Annotated in this window: 27 protein-coding genes; all 27 read left to right on the top strand. The window is 40.8% G+C overall.

What is annotated here, in order from left to right:
• The first annotated feature begins 1 nt into the window (after position 1).
• A complete protein-coding gene (locus tag ATE34_RS08110; protein WP_241500542.1) occupies positions 2 to 1,543 on the top strand; it encodes a capsid protein in 1,542 nt (513 codons plus the stop codon).
• Positions 1,497 to 1,685 carry a hypothetical protein gene (locus ATE34_RS08105; protein WP_007518758.1) on the top strand — a complete coding sequence of 63 codons (189 nt, stop codon included), beginning with the start codon at positions 1,497 to 1,499 and terminating at the stop codon, positions 1,683 to 1,685. Before ATE34_RS08110 ends, ATE34_RS08105 begins: the two co-directional genes overlap by 47 nt.
• Positions 1,675 to 3,444 (top strand): phage minor capsid protein, encoded by a 1,770-nt coding sequence (locus ATE34_RS08100; protein ID WP_084911572.1) that lies wholly within the window; start codon positions 1,675 to 1,677, stop codon positions 3,442 to 3,444. Before ATE34_RS08105 ends, ATE34_RS08100 begins: the two co-directional genes overlap by 11 nt.
• Positions 3,445 to 3,446: 2 nt before the next feature.
• Positions 3,447 to 3,704 (top strand): peptidase, encoded by a 258-nt coding sequence (locus ATE34_RS08095; protein ID WP_084911570.1) that lies wholly within the window; start codon positions 3,447 to 3,449, stop codon positions 3,702 to 3,704.
• Positions 3,705 to 3,757: 53 nt separating this feature from the next.
• Positions 3,758 to 4,021 (top strand): hypothetical protein, encoded by a 264-nt coding sequence (locus ATE34_RS08090; protein ID WP_084911568.1) that lies wholly within the window; start codon positions 3,758 to 3,760, stop codon positions 4,019 to 4,021.
• A 2-nt stretch (positions 4,022 to 4,023) separates the two neighbouring features.
• Positions 4,024 to 4,275, top strand: coding sequence for a DUF6275 family protein (locus tag ATE34_RS08085; protein ID WP_084911565.1), 252 nt, complete (start codon positions 4,024 to 4,026; stop codon positions 4,273 to 4,275).
• Positions 4,276 to 4,489: 214 nt separating this feature from the next.
• A complete protein-coding gene (locus ATE34_RS08080; RefSeq protein WP_084911563.1) occupies positions 4,490 to 5,074 on the top strand; it encodes a hypothetical protein in 585 nt (194 codons plus the stop codon).
• 19 nt (positions 5,075 to 5,093) lie between these two features.
• Positions 5,094 to 5,993, top strand: a complete 900-nt coding sequence (locus tag ATE34_RS08075; RefSeq protein WP_084911561.1) for a capsid protein — start codon at positions 5,094 to 5,096, stop codon at positions 5,991 to 5,993.
• 18 nt (positions 5,994 to 6,011) lie between these two features.
• Complete coding sequence (locus tag ATE34_RS08070) at positions 6,012 to 6,227, top strand: hypothetical protein (RefSeq protein ID WP_007518771.1); 216 nt, start codon at positions 6,012 to 6,014, stop codon at positions 6,225 to 6,227.
• A 5-nt stretch (positions 6,228 to 6,232) separates the two neighbouring features.
• Complete coding sequence (locus ATE34_RS08065; protein WP_084911559.1) at positions 6,233 to 6,607, top strand: head-tail connector protein; 375 nt, start codon at positions 6,233 to 6,235, stop codon at positions 6,605 to 6,607.
• Positions 6,607 to 6,945 carry a hypothetical protein gene (locus ATE34_RS08060; RefSeq protein ID WP_084911557.1) on the top strand — a complete coding sequence of 113 codons (339 nt, stop codon included), beginning with the start codon at positions 6,607 to 6,609 and terminating at the stop codon, positions 6,943 to 6,945. The genes ATE34_RS08065 and ATE34_RS08060 overlap by 1 nt, the downstream gene beginning before the upstream one ends.
• Before the next feature lie 4 nt (positions 6,946 to 6,949).
• Entirely contained in the window at positions 6,950 to 7,330 is a 381-nt protein-coding gene (locus ATE34_RS08055; RefSeq protein ID WP_084911555.1) for a hypothetical protein, read from the top strand.
• Between the two features lie 2 nt (positions 7,331 to 7,332).
• Complete coding sequence (locus ATE34_RS08050; protein ID WP_084911553.1) at positions 7,333 to 7,743, top strand: phage tail terminator protein; 411 nt, start codon at positions 7,333 to 7,335, stop codon at positions 7,741 to 7,743.
• Positions 7,743 to 8,186, top strand: a complete 444-nt coding sequence (locus ATE34_RS08045) for a phage tail tube protein (RefSeq protein WP_007518781.1) — start codon at positions 7,743 to 7,745, stop codon at positions 8,184 to 8,186. Before ATE34_RS08050 ends, ATE34_RS08045 begins: the two co-directional genes overlap by 1 nt.
• A 41-nt stretch (positions 8,187 to 8,227) precedes the next feature.
• Positions 8,228 to 8,425, top strand: coding sequence for a hypothetical protein (locus ATE34_RS08040; protein ID WP_084911551.1), 198 nt, complete (start codon positions 8,228 to 8,230; stop codon positions 8,423 to 8,425).
• A complete protein-coding gene (locus tag ATE34_RS08035; RefSeq protein WP_084911549.1) occupies positions 8,425 to 8,727 on the top strand; it encodes a hypothetical protein in 303 nt (100 codons plus the stop codon). Before ATE34_RS08040 ends, ATE34_RS08035 begins: the two co-directional genes overlap by 1 nt.
• Positions 8,728 to 8,761: 34 nt before the next feature.
• On the top strand, positions 8,762 to 9,055 hold the full coding sequence (locus ATE34_RS08030) for a Gp15 family bacteriophage protein (protein ID WP_239682736.1): 294 nt from the start codon (positions 8,762 to 8,764) through the stop codon (positions 9,053 to 9,055).
• Positions 9,056 to 9,068: 13 nt separating this feature from the next.
• Positions 9,069 to 12,245: a phage tail family protein gene (locus ATE34_RS08025; protein WP_084911547.1), complete on the top strand. Its 3,177-nt coding sequence runs from the start codon at positions 9,069 to 9,071 to the stop codon at positions 12,243 to 12,245.
• Positions 12,246 to 12,254: 9 nt separating this feature from the next.
• Positions 12,255 to 12,596, top strand: a complete 342-nt coding sequence (locus tag ATE34_RS08020; protein WP_049479251.1) for a hypothetical protein — start codon at positions 12,255 to 12,257, stop codon at positions 12,594 to 12,596.
• An 8-nt stretch (positions 12,597 to 12,604) separates the two neighbouring features.
• A complete protein-coding gene (locus tag ATE34_RS11105; protein ID WP_180382690.1) occupies positions 12,605 to 15,352 on the top strand; it encodes a collagen-like triple helix repeat-containing protein in 2,748 nt (915 codons plus the stop codon).
• Positions 15,353 to 15,362: 10 nt separating this feature from the next.
• Positions 15,363 to 17,405: a DUF859 family phage minor structural protein gene (locus tag ATE34_RS08010; RefSeq protein ID WP_084911545.1), complete on the top strand. Its 2,043-nt coding sequence runs from the start codon at positions 15,363 to 15,365 to the stop codon at positions 17,403 to 17,405.
• Positions 17,406 to 17,414: 9 nt separating this feature from the next.
• A complete protein-coding gene (locus ATE34_RS08005) occupies positions 17,415 to 18,020 on the top strand; it encodes a DUF1366 domain-containing protein (RefSeq protein ID WP_007518796.1) in 606 nt (201 codons plus the stop codon).
• A gap of 11 nt (positions 18,021 to 18,031) precedes the next feature.
• Positions 18,032 to 18,331 carry a hypothetical protein gene (locus ATE34_RS08000; RefSeq protein WP_001810279.1) on the top strand — a complete coding sequence of 100 codons (300 nt, stop codon included), beginning with the start codon at positions 18,032 to 18,034 and terminating at the stop codon, positions 18,329 to 18,331.
• 2 nt (positions 18,332 to 18,333) lie between these two features.
• Positions 18,334 to 18,666, top strand: coding sequence for a phage holin (locus ATE34_RS07995; RefSeq protein ID WP_007518800.1), 333 nt, complete (start codon positions 18,334 to 18,336; stop codon positions 18,664 to 18,666).
• A gap of 2 nt (positions 18,667 to 18,668) precedes the next feature.
• Positions 18,669 to 19,634 carry an N-acetylmuramoyl-L-alanine amidase family protein gene (locus tag ATE34_RS07990; protein WP_084911543.1) on the top strand — a complete coding sequence of 322 codons (966 nt, stop codon included), beginning with the start codon at positions 18,669 to 18,671 and terminating at the stop codon, positions 19,632 to 19,634.
• Between the two features lie 286 nt (positions 19,635 to 19,920).
• Positions 19,921 to 20,364 (top strand): dUTP diphosphatase, encoded by a 444-nt coding sequence (locus ATE34_RS07985; protein WP_061599056.1) that lies wholly within the window; start codon positions 19,921 to 19,923, stop codon positions 20,362 to 20,364.
• Complete coding sequence (locus ATE34_RS07980; RefSeq protein ID WP_180382689.1) at positions 20,324 to 20,881, top strand: histidine phosphatase family protein; 558 nt, start codon at positions 20,324 to 20,326, stop codon at positions 20,879 to 20,881. The genes ATE34_RS07985 and ATE34_RS07980 overlap by 41 nt, the downstream gene beginning before the upstream one ends.
• Positions 20,882 to 20,890: the final 9 nt, after the last annotated feature.

The following is a 20,890-nucleotide window of genomic DNA, read 5'->3' as shown; positions in this document are numbered from 1 at the left end:
TATGAGAAGCTTTCTCAAACTGGAACAGGCACAGCCAAATGTCATCACAATTACAGAGGCAATGACGTTTGAAGATAATGCAGCAAAGAACCAAATTTGGTATCGCGGTGACTCATACGAACTGGACCAGCTCTACAAGCAATTACCACATAGCAACATCAACTTTTGGGGAGCGACAAGTACTCCTGGGCAAGAAATTAGAAAGATTCACACAGGAATACCTGGTCTCATCGTTGATAGGTTGGTAGATATCACGCTGCACGATATGAATGATTTAGACTTTGCCGAGGAAACGCAAGGAAATTTGTGGGAAGAGATTGCTGAAGATAGCAACTTCCACGATCAACTGCAGGAGGCGATTAAAGATAGTCTTGTGATGGGTGATGGTGCTTTTCGTATTTCATTTGATCCGGAACTTACAGCATTGCCTATTGTTGAATGGGTTGGTGGAGATAGAATTGAAAGCATCTACAACCGTGGAAGATTGAAAGAAGTTATTTTCCGCACGCACTTCACAGAACACAGACGGAGCTATTTGCTCGAGGAAATCTACGGATATGGCTCATTAACTTATAAGCTCTACAGGGGCGAAACTGAGCTAGATATGAGCGCGACAGAGTACACCGCTAACCTTGTCGATGTGGAGTTCGATAAATCTGTTATCTTGTGCTTGCCGTTTAAGATTTACACGTCACCTAAAGTAAAAGGCCGTGGTCAATCTATCTATGATCGTAAGACAGATGCCTTTGATAGCTTGGATGAGTCTTGGAGTCAGTGGATGGATGCTCTTCGTTCTGGACGATCACGAGAGTATATTCCTGAGAACTTACTTCCCAGAGATCCCTACACAGGCGAAATTAGTAAGGGCAATCCTTTTGACCATCGCTTTATTAAGGTTGAGACAGCAATGGGCGAGGATGCAAAGAACACAATCACATTGCAACAAGCTAATATCCCGCACGAAAGTTATTTGAGTACATACGTGACTGCGCTTGATTTAGCTTTACAAGGTATCATTAGCCCATCAACACTCGGTATCGATGTCAAGAAGCTAGATAATGCTGAGGCACAACGTGAGAAAGAAAAGGCAACTCTCTATACTCGCAATGCTATTGTGACAGCTCTGCAAGATTACCTGCCAAAGTTAATTAGTATGGTTTTGAATGCTGATAGTGTGCTTAAGAAAAACCCGCTACAGAAAGTCAAGGTCGACGTGCCGTTTGGTGAGTATGCTAACCCTAGTTTTGAATCACAGGTTGAGACAGTTTCTAAGGCTAAGACAGGTGGTATCATGTCGATTGAAGCGAGCGTTGAGGAATTATACGGTGACTCAAAAGACCAGGAATGGAAAGACCAGGAAGTGGCAAGAATCAAAGTGGAGCAAGGTGTGACAGAAGTCAACGTGCCATCATTGAATGAAGTTGCTAACGATTTTGAGATAGAGAAGGAGGCTGAAGATGCTGAAGACGGTGACGATAGGACAGAGGATCTATCACATGAGTCAGAAGGAAGCGCAGGGACTTCTACAGATAGCGAGCGATAATGTAGAGTTCGGTATCTATGCTGTTGAGAAGAACAACAAGTTGGATATGCTCAACCTCAAAATGCCTAGTAAAACAGCTTTGAAACGACAATTGAGAAGTTTTAAAGCGCAAGGTTTTAAGGTGTACTGCAATGGCTTATGATGTATCTAAAGCATTTGAGCGAATTGAAAACGATCTGCTTGATTCCATGATTAGAAATCTAGGAAGGCATAAGGCAGAGGAAACTGCTGAAGGTTTTGAATGGGAACAATGGCAGGTCGCTCAATTGAAAGAGCTTGAACGATTTAAGCGAGATAATGCCAAAAAATATAGCAAAGAGTTTGCCAATATCAATAGCAAGATTTCCACAGCTATACAAGAAGCCTATAGGCAAGGCATGGATGATGAGGAAATGTCTATCCTGGAAGCTATCAAGAACGGTTTTGAATTTAACAGTGGAAAAGATAATCTAGGGGCTTCATTTTTTGCTATCAACGAACGAAAGTTGAATGCGTTACTTAACTCGGTCGAGCATGATATGAAGACGGCAGAGCATGCTGTATTGCGGTATACAGACGACCAGTACAGGCGCACAATATTTGATGCTCAGGTAGCAGCTAACACAGGAGCTAAGACTTATGAGCAGTCAGTGGATATGGCCACCAAGGATTTTCTAAGTCGGGGTATCACATGCATCCAGTACAGTAACGGGGCCATGGTCAATATCGTATCGTACGCCGATATGGCCATTCGAACAGCAACCAAAAGAGCCTACCTAATGGGTGAGGGAGTCAAGCGCCAGGAGTGGGGGATTCATACTGTTATCTTAAACAAGCGATCGAATGCATGTCCTCTGTGTATGCCTTTTGAAGGTAAAGTATTGATTGATGATGTCTGGTCAGGAGGCAGTGCGGATGATGGTCCATATCCATTGTTAAGTTCTGCAATGGCAGCTGGTTTGTATCACCCTAACTGCAAAGATAAGCATACAACTTATTTCCCTGGGATCAGTAGCGAGCCAGAGAAAATATTTACAAATCAGGAATTGGACGACATCAAGGAAAGACAGTTACTGGACAACAAAGTTCAGCATGCTAAGCGACAGGAGAAACGCTTTAGCAGATTATCGCAGTTCAGTCTCGATGAAGACAATGTTCAGAAGTACACATCAAGGGCGGAAGAATGGTCTAAACTTAAGTCTAATGCAGAAGAAAATCTGAAATACTTTGAAGCAGAAAAAGGATACAAATTATACCAAGAGCTTTCACTCGAAAGTGATAGTGATTACAAGAAATTCATCAATCGTCAGAGATTGCCTAGAGATACTAGTGGCGTAGCTTCGAAGAAGATTGCTGCAGAGACACGACACATGTATATCGATGCGACTCGAAAAAAATTCAAGGGAGGTACAGAGCTTGGACAAGAATTGTTTGCAAGATTAGCCGATCAGTCGGCGATTGCAACTATTGCAGAAACAGGAGTTGTAAGATATGAATCTGGAAAACTCTTCCTGAACATGTATAAGGATGTAGACGACCCTCGCGGACCTGGTACTGGTTATTTCCATGAATTTGGTCACCAAATAGATGAGAAGCTGGGTTGGGAATTCACAAAGGATAAAAAAATACTGCAACTTCTACGTAAAGACTTTATCAATTTATCTGATGATACTATTTTCGATGCAATCCATATCAACGATAAAGCCTCTTCGGCATCTGATATATTGGGAGCGTTGAGTGAAGGTAGAATACAAGGTAAGTATTCGCACTCGCTCGTTTACTGGGAGAAAAAAGGAAATATCGAGAGCGAGTTTTTTGCGCATGTGTTTGAGGCACAATTTGATGATGAACGCAGAGAAATACTTGAAAAAACTTTTCCTGAGAGTTATAATTATGTTATAAATAAACTAAAGGAGAGGTAGTCATGCGGATTATCGAAAGCTATCTACGTGTAGCAGAAAAAGCAGATACATTCAGCGACATCTTTGGATATCGTTTAGTAGCCCCGATTTTTCCTGTAGCGGCTATCTATGGACCACAAGAAGAGAGCGATATCTTTGAAGCGAAACTAGACAAATGTATCAAAGATCAATACGATTATTTTGCAGATGAGTACGGCTATGATTCAGATGAGAAAAGACGTAGACTGCAACGTGAGAAGTATGTATTTTACGATTGTTAATATCACAGAGCGCCGATAAGGTGCTTTTTTTGTACTCAGAAAGGATTGAAAAAATGAAATACAGAAAGAAACCAGTAGTCATTGAGGCGGTTCAGTTCGTAGATACGGAAGAATCAATTTTGAAATTGTCAGAGTTAGGATTGGATCCAGTTCGTGTAGATTATGCTGATTTGAATAATCCAGTTTTAAAGATAGAAACACTTGAAGGATTGATGATTGCAACCGAAGGTGATTATATTATTAAAGGAGTTCAAGGTGAGTTTTATCCATGCAAGCCTGATATTTTTGCAGAAACATACGAAAAAACGGAGGAATAAAAATGTTAGAAAAAGCAAAACAATTGGCATCACAAGAATTTTCGCGCTTATCAGGTCGTGAAATTAAAGCAGAAGACTGCTTTGTAGTTTGGTTTAGCAAGACCCTGCAAAACTGGAAAGTTCTTGTTAGTACGAACGCAATTACATCAAGCGAACCTTGTGGAAATTATGCAGAAATCACGCATAACGGCGACAAGAAAGAGACTTATGTGGATGTTTACGCCAAGGTTTCAAATCGTGCCATTAAAGATTAGGAGGTGATCCAACATCTTGACTGGCAGGAATAGACTGCTATAAATTACTGTAAATTGCTATAAACCGCCTCGAATTCGACGCAGTTTTTCTTATACTCTAACCGTATGGAATCCCGTACGGTTTTCTTTTTGTCCGAAGACTGAAAACTACGTGGAGACACCAGTGACAATAACTGAAATAGGGAGACACCCTTAAAACTGAAAGGAGAACGCTATGTTCAAACGCAAACTATTTTTCCATAATGCAGATACAGGAACCGGCTCTGCAGGTGGACAAGACACGTCAAGCCAAACTCAACCAGCTAGCACTCCTGAGATTGACTATGACAAAATCGCTAGCATTGTCGAAGGCAAGCAAAAAGTTGCTGAAGACACCGTGCTAAAAAATTACTTTAAGCAGCAAGGATTGAGCGGCGAAGAAATGGCTCAAGCTATTACTGCTTTTAAGTCGCAGAAAGCTGATGCAACACCAGATGTCGCATCACTACAGCAACAGTTAACGCAGGCACAAGCAAGTGCATTGCAAGCTAATTTAGAGCGAAATCTACAATTAGCAGCAATCGAGGAAGGATTGCCTGTTGGTGTACTACCTTATGTGATGAAATTGGCTGATACATCAACTCTCACACTTGAATCGAAACCAGAAGATTTCAAAGCTATTGTCGCAAAAGTTTTGGAAGACGTTCCTGCACTGAAGCCAAATAAAGAAGAATCAACTGGGTTTCAACAAATCGGATCTACCGGTAAAACACAACAAACTAACCAAACTGATGCCATTGCTGCAGCATTTGGTCTTTAAGAAAAAGGAGAATTAAATTATGACAGTTTATAACTACGCAGAACAATTCGAACAAGCTTTGCATCAAAAATATGCAAAAGAGCTTGCGTCTGTAGATTTGTTTAACTCAAATCCGCATGTGAAATTTATCAACGCTCAAACAATCAAGCTGCCAAACATCACAGTATCTGGTTACAAAGACCACAATCGTCAAACTATCGGTTTTAATTCTGGAACAATCTCAAACGAATGGGAACCAAAAAAACTAGAACATGACCGTGACATCGAAGTTGCAATCGATCCTATGGATGTTGATGAAACAAACCTTGTCGTCTCTATTGCCAATGTCCAGAACACTCTGGAAACTGAACAAGGTATTCCTGAAAAAGATTGCTACGTGTTCTCAAAACTCTACACAGAAGCTGGAAAGTATGCTGCTAATGGTGCCACTATCGACACTACAACATTGACTGCAGAAAATATCTTGCAAAAATTTGATGACGCCATGGAAAAAATGGACGAAGCAGGTGTTCCGTCTGAAGGCCGCATTTTGTACGTCACTCCAGCTGTCAACAAACTCTTCAAACAGGCTAAAGACATCCAACGTGTGCTGGGAGTGAATGGTTCAAATGGCGACGTCAAACGCTCTATCTATAGCCTTGATGATGTTAAAATCAAACAAGTGCAATCAGCTCGCATGAAATCACAATACAACTTTACAAATGGTTGTGTCGCAACAGATGAAGCAAAACAAATGAACTTCATCTTGATCCACCCATCTTGTGAAGTTGCTCGTGAAAAATACTCTTACATCAAAGTATTTACACCAGGGCATGACTCGCGTACAGCTGACAACTATTTGCTCCAATCTCGCTTCTACATGGATGCATTCTTGATCAAGAATAAAGCAGCTGGTATCTTTATCAACGCGACAGCGTAAGAAAGGATGGTGTAGTATATGGCATTAAAAGCAATTAAAGGCGCTCGAGTCTATGATATCGATGAGTCAGCGATCAATGATTTTGTTGGTCGTGGCTTTGAAGTCTACGAAGATGGTGAATTAAAATATGGTGAATCTGTCGACAAGGTTTCAAAAGAGGAGTACGAAAAAGTTTTGGCTGACTTGAAAAATGCTAAGGATGAAATCAAGAAGCTCAAAGGAGCTAAGGAGTAACAGTCATGTATGCTAGTCCAGATTATTACAAAAAGACGTTTGTTGGTGTGATTTCTGCTGATTCAGAAAAACTGGCTAGCAAACTTAAATCAGCTTCTGACAAGATTGATATACTTACGTTCAACCGAATCCGTGGCATTGGATTCGACAATCTGACACCATTTCAGCAGGAAGTTATCCGAAAGGCTTGTTGTCAGATTGTTGACTTTGAGGAGGTTAATGCTGATTTGATAGCTACTACAGTTTCAAACTACAGCATTAATGGTGTGTCAATGCAATTTGGATCAAATTGGAATATTGCTACAGAACAAGGTATTGTTATTTATCGCAAAACCTATGAACTTTTGAAGCAAACAGGATTGACAAGGAGGGTTATTTGATGAAATTTCCACAACTTGTCTTACCTCAATTTTGCCAGACGCAAATCACAGTCACAGTCAACCAAGAAGGAGTTTCTGAAGACGGCGAACCTTTAGAGGCGTTCAGAGCTAATCTAAAGTGCAATTATCAGGACAGTGTCAAAACAGTCCTAACTGAACAGAAGAAGCTGGTCCAAATTACTGGGTCAGCTTATTTCGTTGGTGATATTGCACCGTATTTGCCTACATTGAGCGGTGGGACTGCAATTGTATTTGGTATTGTCAGGAGGATTGTGGACAGCCGGAAAGCTAGAAATCCAGATGGGACTGTTAACTATACCTACATCGGATTGGAGTGATGCTATGTTTGTGAATTCTACAGTAAAGCTAGATTTTGGCACTATCCGCAAACTGGAAAGGGCTCAAATCATAGCACTGGAACAGACTGCTGAATACCTGCATACAGAAGTTGTGCAGGCACAAGTCGTACCATTTGATAAAGGTGTGTTGCAAGGCGAAGCAATGGCTCCAGATTACTCACGTTCATCCAAAGGTGTAGTAAGCCTGGTACATTCCACTCCTTACGCAAGACGATTGTACTTTCATCCTGAATATCAATTCCAGACGAAAGAAAATCCTCATGCAAAAGGAAAGTGGTTTGAGGATTGGGCTGATGGTGGCAAGAAGTCACACAAAATAAAACAAGCCTACGGGCAACTTTACAAACAAATCACGGGGGTTTAAGCATGATTACATTAGCTGAAGTCCGTGACTGGATTAAAACATTTAATGCAGCTAACAACTACTACATTGGCAAGATCGATAATAAGCAAGAAAATAGTATAGGCATTTACCAACGAAAGACAATCGATGGTCCTCGGGTAGCAATCGGAGGCAGAACACTGGCAAGCTATGATGTCAAATCAATCAGCATCTTAATTCACTGGAACAAGAATGCGAATGAGACTGAGAAGCGTGCTCAGTACCTCTACAATCGTCTATTTGAGGCTGAATCGGTTGTTATCGGTGGAACACCTATTAAGATGATTGCCTTATTACAGAACGAGTCTGTGGACGTAGGAACAGATGATAATAACGTGTATGAGCGTGTTATCGAGCTTGATTTATATTACGAAAGAGAAAGAGAGGGCAACTAATGGCTCAGAAAACTGGGGTATTCCCCGTATATGAAAACCAGTTCCAAGTAAATAAAGGAACTGCAGGAGTTGAATCACTTGTTGATATTGCAGACATGGAATCATTCTCAGTATCATTTGACAATGGTGTTGAAGAATGGAAACCATTTGACCAAAAAGGTTGGACACGTCGTTTGATGACTGCGAAGTCAGTTACAATTTCTGTTTCTGGTAAACGAAACGTAGGTGATGCAGGCAACGACTACATTGCAGGTCTTGCGTTTAAAAATGGTCGCGATTCTGAAGCGGACTTCCAATGGACTTTCCCAGACGGAACCAAAATCAAATTTAAAGACGCGGTTATCAATCTTAAGGACTTTATCTCGGGGGATTCAACTGGCGTTGCACCATTGTCATTTGATGTTATGTCAAATGGTAAACCGGAAGTGGTGCCAGCAGGTTAAATTAGAGGGTTTCGACCCTCTTTTTATTTTAAGGAGGAAATATGGTTGAAGCTGAAGAAACCAACGCAATTGCAACCATGGCTTTTATTGATATCGATACAGGTATCGAATACAAGGCTGGAGATACCGTTGATTTAAGCGGTAAATCCAAAGAGCGAATCGAAGCTATGGCAAGCAAAGAAAATCGAACTGGTCAAGTACTGATCAACATTTTATCTGAAGAAAAGGAAACCGAATAATGTCAAAAGTAATTGATATCACAGAAAAACTCAATTTTGAAGAAAATCCAAAATTGAAAATTAAAGATGCTGAAATTGAAGTCAATACAGATGCAACAACTGTACTGACTCTGATGCAGACTATCGGTGATGAAGAAGGAACTCCATCTGCAAAAAAAATGATGGAAATGTTTGAGCTAATCTTCCCTGAAAATAGTCGCAAAACACTTGATGAAATGCGTTTGAATTTTGCTGATTTAACTACAGTTATTGAAGCAGCAATGACATTGGTCATGGGAGAAGAAGAAGCGGGAGAACAGTGAGCCATACTATGACCTATTTGAGGATTTCGATTTAATCGTCAGTTCTCTCAGGACACAGTATGGCTTATCTGTATACTCTAATGAATTTAAGAATATGAAGTGGAAAGAGTTCAAGGCTCTCTTAGCTGGTTTGTCCGGAGAAACACCGCTTGGTCGAATTGTCCAAATTCGAAGCGAAGATGACCCTAAAATGCTAGAGGTATTTTCAGAAGGACAGCACCGTATTCGCAACGAATGGAGATTGAAACTTGCCAAAGAGAAAACAGAACAAGATTTGACTCAAGTTCTTGAAGAATTAAAACAAGCCTTTGTTGAGATGGCTAAGTAGGAGGTGATAGCTATTGGCACAAACAGTTGGCCAGATTGGTCTTGACCTTGTCGTCAACGACAAACAATTTAAAGGGCAGATGAGTGGCTTGCAAGGAATGGCGACGAAAGCTGCCAAGATGCTTGCAGGAGCATTTGCAATCAAGAAACTTGTTGATTTCGGAGCTCAAGCTATCAAGCTCGGTTCAGATCTCAACGAAGTACAAAACGTTGTTGACGTTGCTTTCCCACGCATGAGCAAGCAAGTTGATGACTTTGCAAAACAAGCTATGTATACCTCTGGGTTATCAGAGACCATGGCAAAACGATACACCGGTACATTCGGTGCGATGACTAAAGCTTTTGGTTTTAACGAACAGAAAGCTTACGAGATGTCAACAGCCTTAACTAGTTTAGCGGGCGATGTGGCATCTTTTTATAATATTAGTCAAGATGAAGCCTACACAAAGCTGAAATCAGTCTTTACTGGTGAAACAGAGACACTTAAAGATTTAGGTGTGGTCATGACTCAATCAGCACTTGATGCCTATGCAATGGCTAACGGCTTTGGAAAGACGACACAAGAAATGTCTGAGGCTGAAAAAGTTGCTTTGCGGTTCGCATTTGTAACAGACAAGCTTTCATTGGCTAGTGGCGACTTCGCTAGGACATCGGATAGTTGGGCTAACCAAGTTAGGATTATGAAGCTACAGTTCGAAAGCTTTATGGCAAGCGTCGGAGTTGGCTTGATTAACATTTTTACCCCTGTTATCAAAGTTATTAACTTTTTGCTCAGCAAATTGCTGACAGTAGGTAATGCTTTTAAAGCATTGACGGAGCTATTTACTGGCAAGAAGTCTATGAAAGGCTCCGGTATCCAAGAGACAGCTGATGCAGTTGGTAATTTAGGAGAGGCTTCTGATGGTGCAGCAGGAGGAGCTGGCAACTTAGGAAAAGCCGCCAAAGGAGCCGGAAAGGCTGCGGATGGAGCTGGTAAAGCAGCTAAGAAAGCTGCTCAAGAAATGAAATCTCTCATGGGATTTGACCAAATCAATAAACTATCTGACTCATCCGATAGCGGAGATGGTGGTGGAGATTCTGGAGGCAGTCCTGGTGGTTCAGGCGGCGGAGGTGGTGGAACACCTAAAGGCGCTGAAGTCGATATGGGGAAAATTGCTGAAGGTGGGAATCAATTAGACGGTCTGTTTGATGGATTATTTAAACGATTGCTTGAACTCGTCAAATTGTTCCAGAATGGTTTCAATGCTTCATTTAGATTCGATGGTGTTGAACGCCTTCAGAGTGCTTTAAAAAGAATCGGTGAATTACTACAAGAGATTTTTACAGATCCAAAAGTTGTTGCTTCTTTTCAAACTATGCTTGATAAGATAGCTTATGCTCTAGGGCAATTTACTGGCTCGATAGGGACTGTCGCTCTCGGGATAGGAGTCTTTATAGCCGAAAGTATAGCAAACGGATTACAGCGCCAAAAAGAGCGTATTAAGAGTGCTCTCGTGTCTCTATTTACCAACATAGGAAATGTAGCTGAGGTTGCTGGTAATATCGTTCAAGCTTTCTCAAATGGTTTTTACGATGTCATCACATCTTCTGGCGCTGTTAGAATTGGCAGTGCGATTGTATCTGCGTTTTTAAGTGCTGGTAGCACAGTAATCGAATTAGGCAGTAAGATAGCAGGAGATTTTGCTAAAGGAATTGAAAAAGCAATAGTTCCGAATGTTCCACAGTTAGTAAAAGCCTGGACAGGATTATTAGATGGCATCGCTCCTGTTTTTGAAAGTTTAGAATCACTGGTAGATGATGTTGGTGATGCGTTGAAACGTGTGTACGATGACAAAGCAAAACCATTTATTGACTCTTTGACAAGTGGTTTTGGTCAGTTGATGAAAAGCTTTTTGGATGGGTGGAATACTTACCTCAATCCAGTTCTATCAAAATTAGGCGAAAAGTTTTCGGAAGTTTATGACGCTCATGTAAAACCAGCTATCGATAGTCTCTCTATGCTTTTAGGTAGTTTTTTTGATTTTTTCAAAGCTGCTTGGGAAGACTTTGTTTCGAATGTAGATGTCGAAAAATTCATGGAGATTCTTAGTGGATTAGTAGAAGTTGTCGGTACAACGTTGATCAATGCTATTGCGGCACTCTCTGATATTATCAGTGGTCTTGCTCAAGCTCTATCTGGTTTGATTGATTTTGTAACGGGTGTTTTTACAGGTGATTGGGATTTAGCTTGGAACGGAATTAAAAATCTATTTTCCGGTATTATCAAATCTCTCTTGGCCGCGCTTGGAATTGACATCGATTCGATGATTGCAGAGTTCACCCGTTGGTGGGAATCTGTTAAGACCATTTTTGCACCTGTTGTTCAATGGTTCAAGGATAAGTTTAAACAAGCTTGGGATGCCATTGTTGCTATCTTTACCGGTATTGGTTCCTGGTTTTCTCAACGCTACAATGAGTTAAAAAGCAATCTTGCTTCTATTCCTGATTGGTTCAAAGACAAATTCCGCAGCGCGTGGGCAGGTTTAACAGGTATCTTCAATCCTATTGCAAGTTGGTTTGCAGGGAAGTGGAGTAATATTCAATCTGCTCTTGCTAGCATACCAGGGTGGTTTTCTTCAAAATTCCGCGAAGCATATAACAATGTCAAGAATGCATTTTCGGGCATTATCGGGTTCTTTAGCGGACTTTGGGGGCAAATACGCTCAACGTTTACTCATGTTGGAACCATGGTTGGAAGCGCCATTGGCGGTGCTGTACGTAGCGTTATTAACGGGGTACTTGGCACGGTAGAAAGCACAATCAATAGTGGTATCAGCTTACTCAATGGCGCTATTAGCGTGATTAATAAATTACCTGGTGTAAATATCGGTGGATTTAGTTACATTGGACTACCTCGACTTGCTCAAGGTGGCTTTGTTAAGGCCAATACACCACAAATTGCCATGATTGGTGACAACAAGCATTACGGTGAGATTGTTGCTCCGGAAAATAAAATGCTTGAAATGGCACGTCGTGCAGCGGAATTGTCAAATAATGGCGGTGGACCAGAAGTTCTAGCCTTACTGACACAGTTGTTACAAGCGGTTCGTGCTCTTGATTTGACAATTGATGGTGATAAAATCACCAAGAAGATTGTAGATAAAATCAATGAAATTGCAATTAAAACAGGGGAATCCCCCCTCATGATTTAGGAGGTATGCATGAGTGAAATATCAGTAGGTGGAGTAGCTCTTGCTTCTCCAGTTGAAATCAGCATCAATAATGAGATTATCTGGTCATCTTCTACGGGTCGTAGTGCTAGTGGATTGATGACGGGTGACGTCATTGCAGAAAAACGTACATTCTCCATCAAATGGGGGATTATCACAGAAGCAGAAAGAAATCTTATCAAGTCTAAATTGGTAGCTGGATTTTTTACTGCAAATATTTTAGGACAGTCTATCACTGGTTATCGCGGAACTATCACAGAGACAGTAATGGGGCGTCTGAGTGACGGTGTGACTTATTACAACGGCTTATCTGTATCTATTATCGAGCAGTAGGAGGAATTATGCTAGAAGTAACATCAGATTATATCAAAGCAATAGAGAACCATCTGCGCGTGTTTGAGGCTAACTTTGACTTAAATGGTAAGAGATACACAAAAACCAAAATTGCATCAGCTACTTACGACAGTTCCATCGGTAATAGTAATGATTTTACAATTGGTGGTGGGTACATCAATAGTCTAGAAATTGAAATTAAAGAGATTATTGAAGGTCTGCAAGAAATGATGCCGGCAACAATGTCGGTAGCAATTGCGGGTAAAACCGTCCCACTTGGCAAGTTTTTTGTTACCGAGGTCAAGCTAGATCGTAATGATAAAAAGACCAAAATTAAGCTACAGGACGAGTTTGTTAGATTGTCTGGTGCTTATGATAGTCAGCTTACTTATCCAGCTTATACAAGGGATATTTTATCAGAAATCGTGAGATTGACAGGTATCACGACAGATACTAATATCCAATTAGTAAATGATCAAGTTGCGAAGAAACTAGAAAAAACAAGTTATCGTGAGGCGTTAGTTTATTTAGCGCAATTATCAGGAAGCTTCGTCAGATTTAATCGTAATGGGAAGCTTGATTTTATCAAGTTAAAGGCAACATCAAGACATATCACAAAAGATATGTATAAGCCAGGTGGGTTAGAACGTGACGAGATACCTTACAGGTTGAAAGGTATTGAGTGTAAGTCTGCTGATAAGGTTGTGTATAAATCAGGATTGTCCACAGGTAATATCATGAAGTTAAAAAATCCATGGGTTACACAAGAAATTCTGGATCGTGTCTTCAATGAATACCGTGATTTTAACTTTTATCCATATACATTGTCCTGGCGTGGTGATATGGCTATGGAAGCTGGTGACTGGGTTACAGTACACTGGGATGAAAATATCTATTTCAACATTCCAATGCTGTCCTACAAACTTTCGTTTGATGGTGGTTTATCTGCCCATAGTAGTGGAAATGCTGCTGGAGTTGCACAAGGTACTTATAAATATAAAGGAGCCATACAACGTCAAATAGAGTATTTAGACGAACTTATCACTAAACAAGGTAGTATGTATCTTGATACATCAAGCCCTACTAACCCCAAAAATGGAGATATATGGTTTAAACCTAATGGTGGCTATGTTGAAATGTGGGAACGTATAGAAGGTTCATGGGTTAAAAAGGCAGACAGCGCTAATGTCGGAGAAATTGTCAATACAATAACCACTGATGAATTACTAGCAAAAAAAGTTTCTGCAGCAATTGGTAATTACATTACGTTAAATGCCAAAAATATAACTGCTGGAGATCTGGATTTAGCACGTTTGCGAATCATGAATGGTTTGCAAGAGATTGTTTCCGTACGTGACGGCAAAGTTGTGATGAACATTGATAAGCTCACTATCAATGCTCAAGATGTAGCGACGAAAGAAGATCTAAAAAAAATTGAACTGACTCCTGGACCTCAAGGGGAACGTGGGCAACAGGGGGTACCTGGTGTCCAAGGTTTGCAAGGCCCGAAAGGCGACCAAGGTATCCCAGGAAAAACTGGAGCTGACGGACGCACTCCATACTTGCATAGAGCTTGGGCTAATTCTGCTGACGGTCGTGATGGTTTTAGTACAACAGATAGCACAAATAAGCGCTATTTAGGTACTTACACTGATTTCACTGAGGCAGACAGTCAGAATCCTGCACAGTATAAGTGGACCGCTCTCTTTGAGAATGTAGAGATTGGTGGAAGAAATCTCTTTCTTAATTCACTATTCAAACGTAGTCTAAGAGAACGATACTCAACTTACTTTTTAGATGATAGTCAGGAGCAAACGCAAGGACAGCTCACTTTGAGCATAGATACTAATATCAAATTCAGAGGAGCTAATACTTTAAAAATTGTATCTACTTATAACGGTAAGGCGACTAATCAAAAAGTTACGTTTAGAACCGGTGGGGATACACGTTTGGGCACCGTTGACGAGATGAAAAATAAAGCTGTTAGGTTTAGTTTTTGGGCAAAATCTACTGTCAATAATACGAATTTTCAAGCTAGGGCAGGATATCGGAACGCCGTGGAAGGTGTCTCGTTGACCACCGATTGGAAATTTTATGACATTGAGTTAACGAAAAAAGAAAACTCAAATGCAACTAATGAGCTGATTTTACACATATTTACCGCTGCTACTGTTTGGATTGCCTTTCCAAAAGTAGAGGTAGGAACAGTCTCTACAGACTTTTCAGAAGCTACTGAAGATATCCAGAATGACATCAACTCCAAGGCTGACCAATCACTGACTCAAGAGCAATTAAATGCTCTAGCTGAAAAAGCTCAACTTCATGATGTAGAATTAAAAGCTAAAGCGACAATGGATCAGTTCAGTGATTTAGAAAAAGCCTATAATGCTTTTGTAAAATCAAATGCAGAAAGCCAAAAAAAATCTGAATCTGATTTAATCGAAGCGGGCAGAAGAATTGAGTTTTTATCAATAGAATTTGGTGGCTTGAAGGAGATGAAAAAGTTCATCGATACCTATATGAGCGCTTCAAATGAGGGGCTCATCATTGGAAAGAACGATGCTAGTTCATCAATCAAAGTCAGTCATGATAGGATTTCCATGTTTTCTGCAGGTAAGGAAGTAATGTATATTAGCCAAGGGGTGATTCATATTGACAACGGTATTTTTACCGCGTCAATTCAAATTGGACGCTTTAGAACAGAACAGTATTATCTTGACAAAGATGTGAATGTTGTTCGATATGTAGGAGGTTAAAAAGAGGAAAATGACTAAATTTATCAATTCTAGTGGTCCATTGCACTTGAATATTTATATTGAACAAGTTAGTCAGGACATTGCTAACAACTCCTCTAAGGTTAGTTGGAGAGCTACCGTAGACCGAGATGGAGGTTACCGAACTTGGAACGCAGAAAATGGAAGTGTTTTGTCTGTATGGTTAAATGGTTCAAGTGTATATAAGAGCAATTTAAGTTTCGAGACAGAGGGACAAGAAACGACTCTCGCGTCTGGTGAAGCTACTATTCCTCACAACAGTGACGGAACAAAGACTATGTCTGTCTGGGCATCTTTTGACGCTAACAACGGAATTCATGGCAACATTACAATTTCGACGAATTATACATTCGACAAAATTCCTAGGTCTACGCAAATTTCTAGCTTAGAAGGAAATCGAAATTTAGGCTCACTTCATACCGTTATATTCAATCGAAAAGTTAACTCATTTACTCATCAAGTCTGGTATAGAATTTTTGGAAGCGAATGGATTGACCTAGGGAAGAACCATGGGACAAGTGTATCCTTTACCCCGTCTTTAGATCTTGCTCGACACTTACCTAAATCTAGTTCCGGACTAATGGACATCTGTATTCGAACATATAATGGGTCTACTCAAATTGGAAGCGATGTGTACTCTAATGGCTGGCACTTTAAAATCCCAGACAGTGTAAAACCTACCTTCACAGGTCTTTCATTAACTGACATGAATACGGTCGCAAGACGGCTTTTGGGTGGAAATGATTTTTTACAAATCATTTCAGATATCCAAGTAAACTTCAACAATGCGTCTGGCGCATATGGTTCTACCATAACTGGATATCGAGCTGAAATTGTTAATAGAAAAATGGTCGTAACTAAAAACGGTGGTAGTTTTGGTATCATGAACTTTAGCGGTTTGGCAACCATTCGAGCTTATGTTGTCGATAGTCGGGGCAAACAATCAGATACTAAAGATATTACTATCAACGTGATCGAGTATTATGCCCCTTCCTTTAGTTTTTCCGCGCTTAGAACTAGAGGCAATCCAAATACATTGCAAGTGTTAAGAAATGCCCGAATAGCTCCTATAATGCAGTCAGGAAAGCAAAGGAATGTAATGTCCTTAACTTTCAAAGTTGCTCAGATAGGTAATGAGAATTTCACGGATGATAATGGTAGTGCATCTGGTAATTTTACAAGTGTTCATACATTGACTAACTCAGCTGCTAACATGGCGGGGAATTATCCATCGAATAAATCCTTTGTGATTATTGGTAAGCTTGAGGACAAGTTTACAAGCGTTGAATTTTCAGCTACTGTTGCAACTGAAAGCGTAGTAATGTCCTATGATAAGAACGGACGTATAGGCATTGGTAAGGTTGCAGAATTTGGGAAACCAGGCTCATTAGATGTTCTAGGCGATATCTACTCGAATAACAAGCCAATTCAGCAGTATCAGCTGACTAATGCTTATGGTGGCTTAAGTAGAGGTAGCGCTCAATGGGATGATGTTTGGAATAAGCAGGCGACAGAATTTGGTTGGAGAAATGGAAAATACGCAGATAACCCTACTGGTAATGATTGGGGACTATTTCAAAACTATTGGCTTGATAGTTGGAAAGGCGTTCAATTTTTCACTGGGGTAACATCAAATAGGTTTTTCTTTAGGACCTACAACAATGCCAATAAATGGGCTCCAACGCAATGGAAAGAGATTGCTACCAAAGATGACATTCAGAGCACACCTTGGCAAAATGCCAACCTACAAAATGGGTGGCGCCATCATCCTGAGTATGAAAAAGTGCAGTTTTCAAAAACGTTCGACGGGATTGTTTATTTAAAAGGGACTTGTAGAGGCGGAAAGACTACCCGTGAGTCAATTATCTTTACTTTGCCTGAAAATTTCAGACCATCCACAACGCTATTCAAAACCGCTTTAAACAATGACTATGGCCCTGCCGTTGTCGGGATTTATCCAGGAGGTAACGTAGTCGTCAAGGGTAACGTTGACGCCACTTGGCTCAACTTTGATAATGTATCTTTCAAAATTTAAGGAGGAACTATGAAATTAGAGTACGGGACAAAGTCCCAAGAATTTGACGCAAGCGGCAAAGAATTCGCTACAAAGGTCACACTTGTTAATTCAGATGGTGCTATCGTACCTATCATGCTACCGGCTGATAAAATCAGCTTGTCCAATACTGAGCTTTTTGAGTTAGCTCTGGAGGCCCTTTATCAAGAGAATTTCCCAAACCGTGCTGAAAATGAAAAATTCAACAAGGTAAATGAGCAAATCCAGAAAAGCCAAGAGAATGTGGCAAAGGTAGAACAGGCTGCAACTGATAACAAGGAAAATCTGGATGCAGTATCAGCTATCACTGAAGTTCTCATCGCTTTAGCCATCTCTCAAAACGGAGGTATGCCTACTTATGCTTACAACAAAGTGGCTGAGTTCATCAAACCGCTTGTTAAAAGTACACGGTATGGAAACGGCGATATCGTCGCTATGCCATATCCGTTTGACACCAATCCGAAATGGCCAAAAGGAACCAAGACTATTTTCAAGTTCCAAATGCAAGCCACAGAGGGCTACACTTGGAAAGAACAGGCTCTTGCTGAGATGCTTCAGCAAGGTGTGCTGACCGTGGTCATGCCACGTATTGAGTAAAAGGAGGTTATATGCCAATTGAAGAAGCTGAAAAAATCGCTCAAAGTCAGGTAGCTTGGGCGATTTTGTTTATCTTACTTTTCTTTATTATCATTCGATATCTTATCAAGACTTCGGACAAGCGAGAGAAGAAGATTATGGATTTGCACGAGCAATCAAAGGCCGACTCTAACAGACGAGAAGAGCGTTTGATGACTCACCTGGAAAAAACTACTACAGAATTAACCACAATCACTCACGCGGTCGGAGATATTCAAAAAGAAATGGTCCGCATGAACGATCGCATGGAAGAAATCGAAAAAGGAGAATAACCATGCAACAAATTACTGAAATCATTATCGCTTCAGCTACTGGAATCTTGACTGTTTTGGCTGGTATCGCGGTCAAATCGATTAAGGATTTTTTGATTAAAAAAGGCGGTGAAAAGACCATCAAGATTGTCGAAATCCTTGCTAAGAACGCGGTCAACGCTGTGGAGCAAGTAGCTCAAGAGACAGGCTTCAAGGGCGAGGAAAAGCTGGAACAAGCCCGTACGAAAATCCGTGCTGAACTCAATAAGTACAATATCAGCATGACTGATAAGGACTTGGATACATTCGTTGAGTCAGCAGTCAAACAGATGAATGATGCGTGGAAAGGGGAATAATAATGGATATTGATACAAGTAGACTAAGAACTGACTTACCGCAAGTTGGAGAACAACCCTATCGTCAGATTCACGCCCATTCAACGGGTAATCCAAATTCAACTGCCCAAAATGAAGCAGACTACCACATGCGTCGTCCTGTTGATTCAGGCTTTTTCTCGCACGTTGTCGGCAACGGCCGTGTGATGCAGACCTGGTACACAGATATGGGAGCCTACGATGTAGGAGGTGGCTGGAACGTTGAAGGCTATGGACAAGTAGAATTGATTGAAAGTCATAGCACAAAAGAAGAGTTTATGCGCGATTACAAGCTCTATGTTGAACTACTGCGCAACCTTGCTGATGAAGCAGGCATCCCTAAAACTCTTGACTCTGATAGCCTTGCAGGCATCAAGACACATCAGTATTGTACATACAATCAACCTCGAAACTACTCTGACCATGTGGATCCATACCCTTACTTGGCAAAATGGGGCATTAGCCATGAGCAATTCAAGAAAGATATTGAAGGTGGTCTATCTGAAGCTGGCTGGAAACGTAATGAAACCGGCTGGTGGTGGGAAGAGTCAGATGGCTCTTATCCGATAAAACGCTGGAAGAAAATCAATAATGAGTGGTTCTACTTTGATGAACGTGGATACTGCCTAATCAACCGTTGGTTCAACGATGGTAAAGACTGGTTCTATCTTGATAAGCGTGGGGCAATGGTCACAGGCTGGATGTTCCTCAACCATCGCTGGTACTTCTTCAAATCAGACGGGCGCATGGCCACTGGTTGGGTGAAATACCGTGAAACCTGGTATTTCATGGAAGAAAAAGATGGCTATATGCTATCTAAGCAATTCATAAAATCTGGTGATGGCTGGTACTATTTGAAAGCCAACGGTGAACTTCACACAGATCCAGCTTTCAAAACCGAACCAGACGGGCTTATCACTATAATTGACAAACCAAAAGAAGAAAAATAAAAAAACAGAAAGAATTTCAAAATAGATTACACTAGACCGCAGGCTAAGGCTTGCGGTTTTTTTGTTTGCAAAAAGGGGCAAAAAAGGGGCAAAAATGTCGTAAACCTCTGTAAAATGATGCAAAAAATCAACTTTGCCCTCGCTTTAAAGCTCTAAATTTCAACGTATTGTGAAACAGTGTAAATTATCGTATCGCCTATAACTGTTGTGTGCTCTTTTTTCGTGCTTTTTTCGAATAAATAAGATAAAATAGCCTAGAATAAATGATTATAGAAAAGAGAAAAATATGAAAATTCGTGGTTTTGAATTGGTTTCGAGTTTTACAGATGAAAATTTATTGCCGAAACGAGAGACAGCTCATGCGGCTGGCTATGATTTAAAGGTTGCGGAACGCACTGTTATTGCGCCAGGAGAGATTGTCTTGGTTCCGACAGGTGTTAAGGCCTACATGCAGCCGACAGAAGTGCTCTATCTCTATGACCGTTCATCAAACCCTCGCAAGAAGGGCTTGGTCTTGATCAACTCTGTGGGGGTCATTGATGGGGATTATTATGGAAATCCTAGGAATGAGGGACATATTTTTGCGCAGATGAAGAATATTACTGACCAGGAAGCGGTTCTTGAAGTTGGGGAACGTGTTGTCCAGGCTGTCTTTGCTCCTTTCTTAATTGCAGATGGAGATGAGGCGGATGGTGTTCGAACAGGTGGATTTGGATCGACAGGGTATTAAGATGAAGATAATCTTTGTACGTCATGGGGAGCCAGACTACCGTGAGTTAGAGGAGTGTTCCTACACTGGCTTTGGATTAGATTTGGCTCCTTTGTCTGAGAAAGGAAGGCGACAAGCTCAGGAACTTTGCCAAAATCCTTTGCTTGGCTCAGCTGATATACTGGTGTCTTCTGCAGTGACGCGAGCATTAGAAACGGCTTCTTATCTTACTTGTGCTACGGGCCTTCCTTTAAGAGTAGAGCCTTTATTGCATGAATGGCAGGTTTACGAAAGTGGTATAGAGAATTTTGAAAAAGCACGTACTCTGTTTTTAGAAAACAAGGGGGAGTTGCTTCCTAATAGTCCTATTCAGTATGAGACAGCTGAAGAGATGAAGGTGCGTTTTTTGGAAACTATGATAAAGTACCGAGACTACCAGACAGTGCTAGTTGTCGCTCATCGAATGCTCATGCGCCAATTTGTACCAGACGAGAAGATTAATTTTTGCCAAGTGATTGAATGTGAGATAGAAATTTAGAAAGAGGTT

Source organism: Streptococcus oralis subsp. tigurinus, assembly GCF_002093545.1.
Classification (GTDB): domain Bacteria; phylum Bacillota; class Bacilli; order Lactobacillales; family Streptococcaceae; genus Streptococcus; species Streptococcus oralis_C.
Note: the sequence above shows the minus strand (reverse complement) of the source record. Positions and strands in the feature narration are given on the sequence as shown.

Excerpts from the sequence above, each read along its gene's own strand:
- ATE34_RS08110 (WP_241500542.1), top strand. The coding sequence starts at position 2 with ATGAGAAGCTTTCTCAAACTGGAACAGGCACAGCCAAATGTCATCACA.
- ATE34_RS08105 (WP_007518758.1), top strand. The coding sequence starts at position 1,497 with ATGAGTCAGAAGGAAGCGCAGGGACTTCTACAGATAGCGAGCGATAAT.
- ATE34_RS08100 (WP_084911572.1), top strand. The coding sequence starts at position 1,675 with ATGGCTTATGATGTATCTAAAGCATTTGAGCGAATTGAAAACGATCTG.
- ATE34_RS08095 (WP_084911570.1), top strand. The coding sequence starts at position 3,447 with ATGCGGATTATCGAAAGCTATCTACGTGTAGCAGAAAAAGCAGATACA.
- ATE34_RS08090 (WP_084911568.1), top strand. The coding sequence starts at position 3,758 with ATGAAATACAGAAAGAAACCAGTAGTCATTGAGGCGGTTCAGTTCGTA.
- ATE34_RS08085 (WP_084911565.1), top strand. The coding sequence starts at position 4,024 with ATGTTAGAAAAAGCAAAACAATTGGCATCACAAGAATTTTCGCGCTTA.
- ATE34_RS08080 (WP_084911563.1), top strand. The coding sequence starts at position 4,490 with ATGTTCAAACGCAAACTATTTTTCCATAATGCAGATACAGGAACCGGC.
- ATE34_RS08075 (WP_084911561.1), top strand. The coding sequence starts at position 5,094 with ATGACAGTTTATAACTACGCAGAACAATTCGAACAAGCTTTGCATCAA.
- ATE34_RS08070 (WP_007518771.1), top strand. The coding sequence starts at position 6,012 with ATGGCATTAAAAGCAATTAAAGGCGCTCGAGTCTATGATATCGATGAG.
- ATE34_RS08065 (WP_084911559.1), top strand. The coding sequence starts at position 6,233 with ATGTATGCTAGTCCAGATTATTACAAAAAGACGTTTGTTGGTGTGATT.
- ATE34_RS08060 (WP_084911557.1), top strand. The coding sequence starts at position 6,607 with ATGAAATTTCCACAACTTGTCTTACCTCAATTTTGCCAGACGCAAATC.
- ATE34_RS08055 (WP_084911555.1), top strand. The coding sequence starts at position 6,950 with ATGTTTGTGAATTCTACAGTAAAGCTAGATTTTGGCACTATCCGCAAA.
- ATE34_RS08050 (WP_084911553.1), top strand. The coding sequence starts at position 7,333 with ATGATTACATTAGCTGAAGTCCGTGACTGGATTAAAACATTTAATGCA.
- ATE34_RS08045 (WP_007518781.1), top strand. The coding sequence starts at position 7,743 with ATGGCTCAGAAAACTGGGGTATTCCCCGTATATGAAAACCAGTTCCAA.
- ATE34_RS08040 (WP_084911551.1), top strand. The coding sequence starts at position 8,228 with ATGGTTGAAGCTGAAGAAACCAACGCAATTGCAACCATGGCTTTTATT.
- ATE34_RS08035 (WP_084911549.1), top strand. The coding sequence starts at position 8,425 with ATGTCAAAAGTAATTGATATCACAGAAAAACTCAATTTTGAAGAAAAT.
- ATE34_RS08020 (WP_049479251.1), top strand. The coding sequence starts at position 12,255 with ATGAGTGAAATATCAGTAGGTGGAGTAGCTCTTGCTTCTCCAGTTGAA.
- ATE34_RS11105 (WP_180382690.1), top strand. The coding sequence starts at position 12,605 with ATGCTAGAAGTAACATCAGATTATATCAAAGCAATAGAGAACCATCTG.
- ATE34_RS08010 (WP_084911545.1), top strand. The coding sequence starts at position 15,363 with ATGACTAAATTTATCAATTCTAGTGGTCCATTGCACTTGAATATTTAT.
- ATE34_RS08005 (WP_007518796.1), top strand. The coding sequence starts at position 17,415 with ATGAAATTAGAGTACGGGACAAAGTCCCAAGAATTTGACGCAAGCGGC.
- ATE34_RS08000 (WP_001810279.1), top strand. The coding sequence starts at position 18,032 with ATGCCAATTGAAGAAGCTGAAAAAATCGCTCAAAGTCAGGTAGCTTGG.
- ATE34_RS07995 (WP_007518800.1), top strand. The coding sequence starts at position 18,334 with ATGCAACAAATTACTGAAATCATTATCGCTTCAGCTACTGGAATCTTG.
- ATE34_RS07990 (WP_084911543.1), top strand. The coding sequence starts at position 18,669 with ATGGATATTGATACAAGTAGACTAAGAACTGACTTACCGCAAGTTGGA.
- ATE34_RS07985 (WP_061599056.1), top strand. The coding sequence starts at position 19,921 with ATGAAAATTCGTGGTTTTGAATTGGTTTCGAGTTTTACAGATGAAAAT.
- ATE34_RS07980 (WP_180382689.1), top strand. The coding sequence starts at position 20,324 with ATGGTGTTCGAACAGGTGGATTTGGATCGACAGGGTATTAAGATGAAG.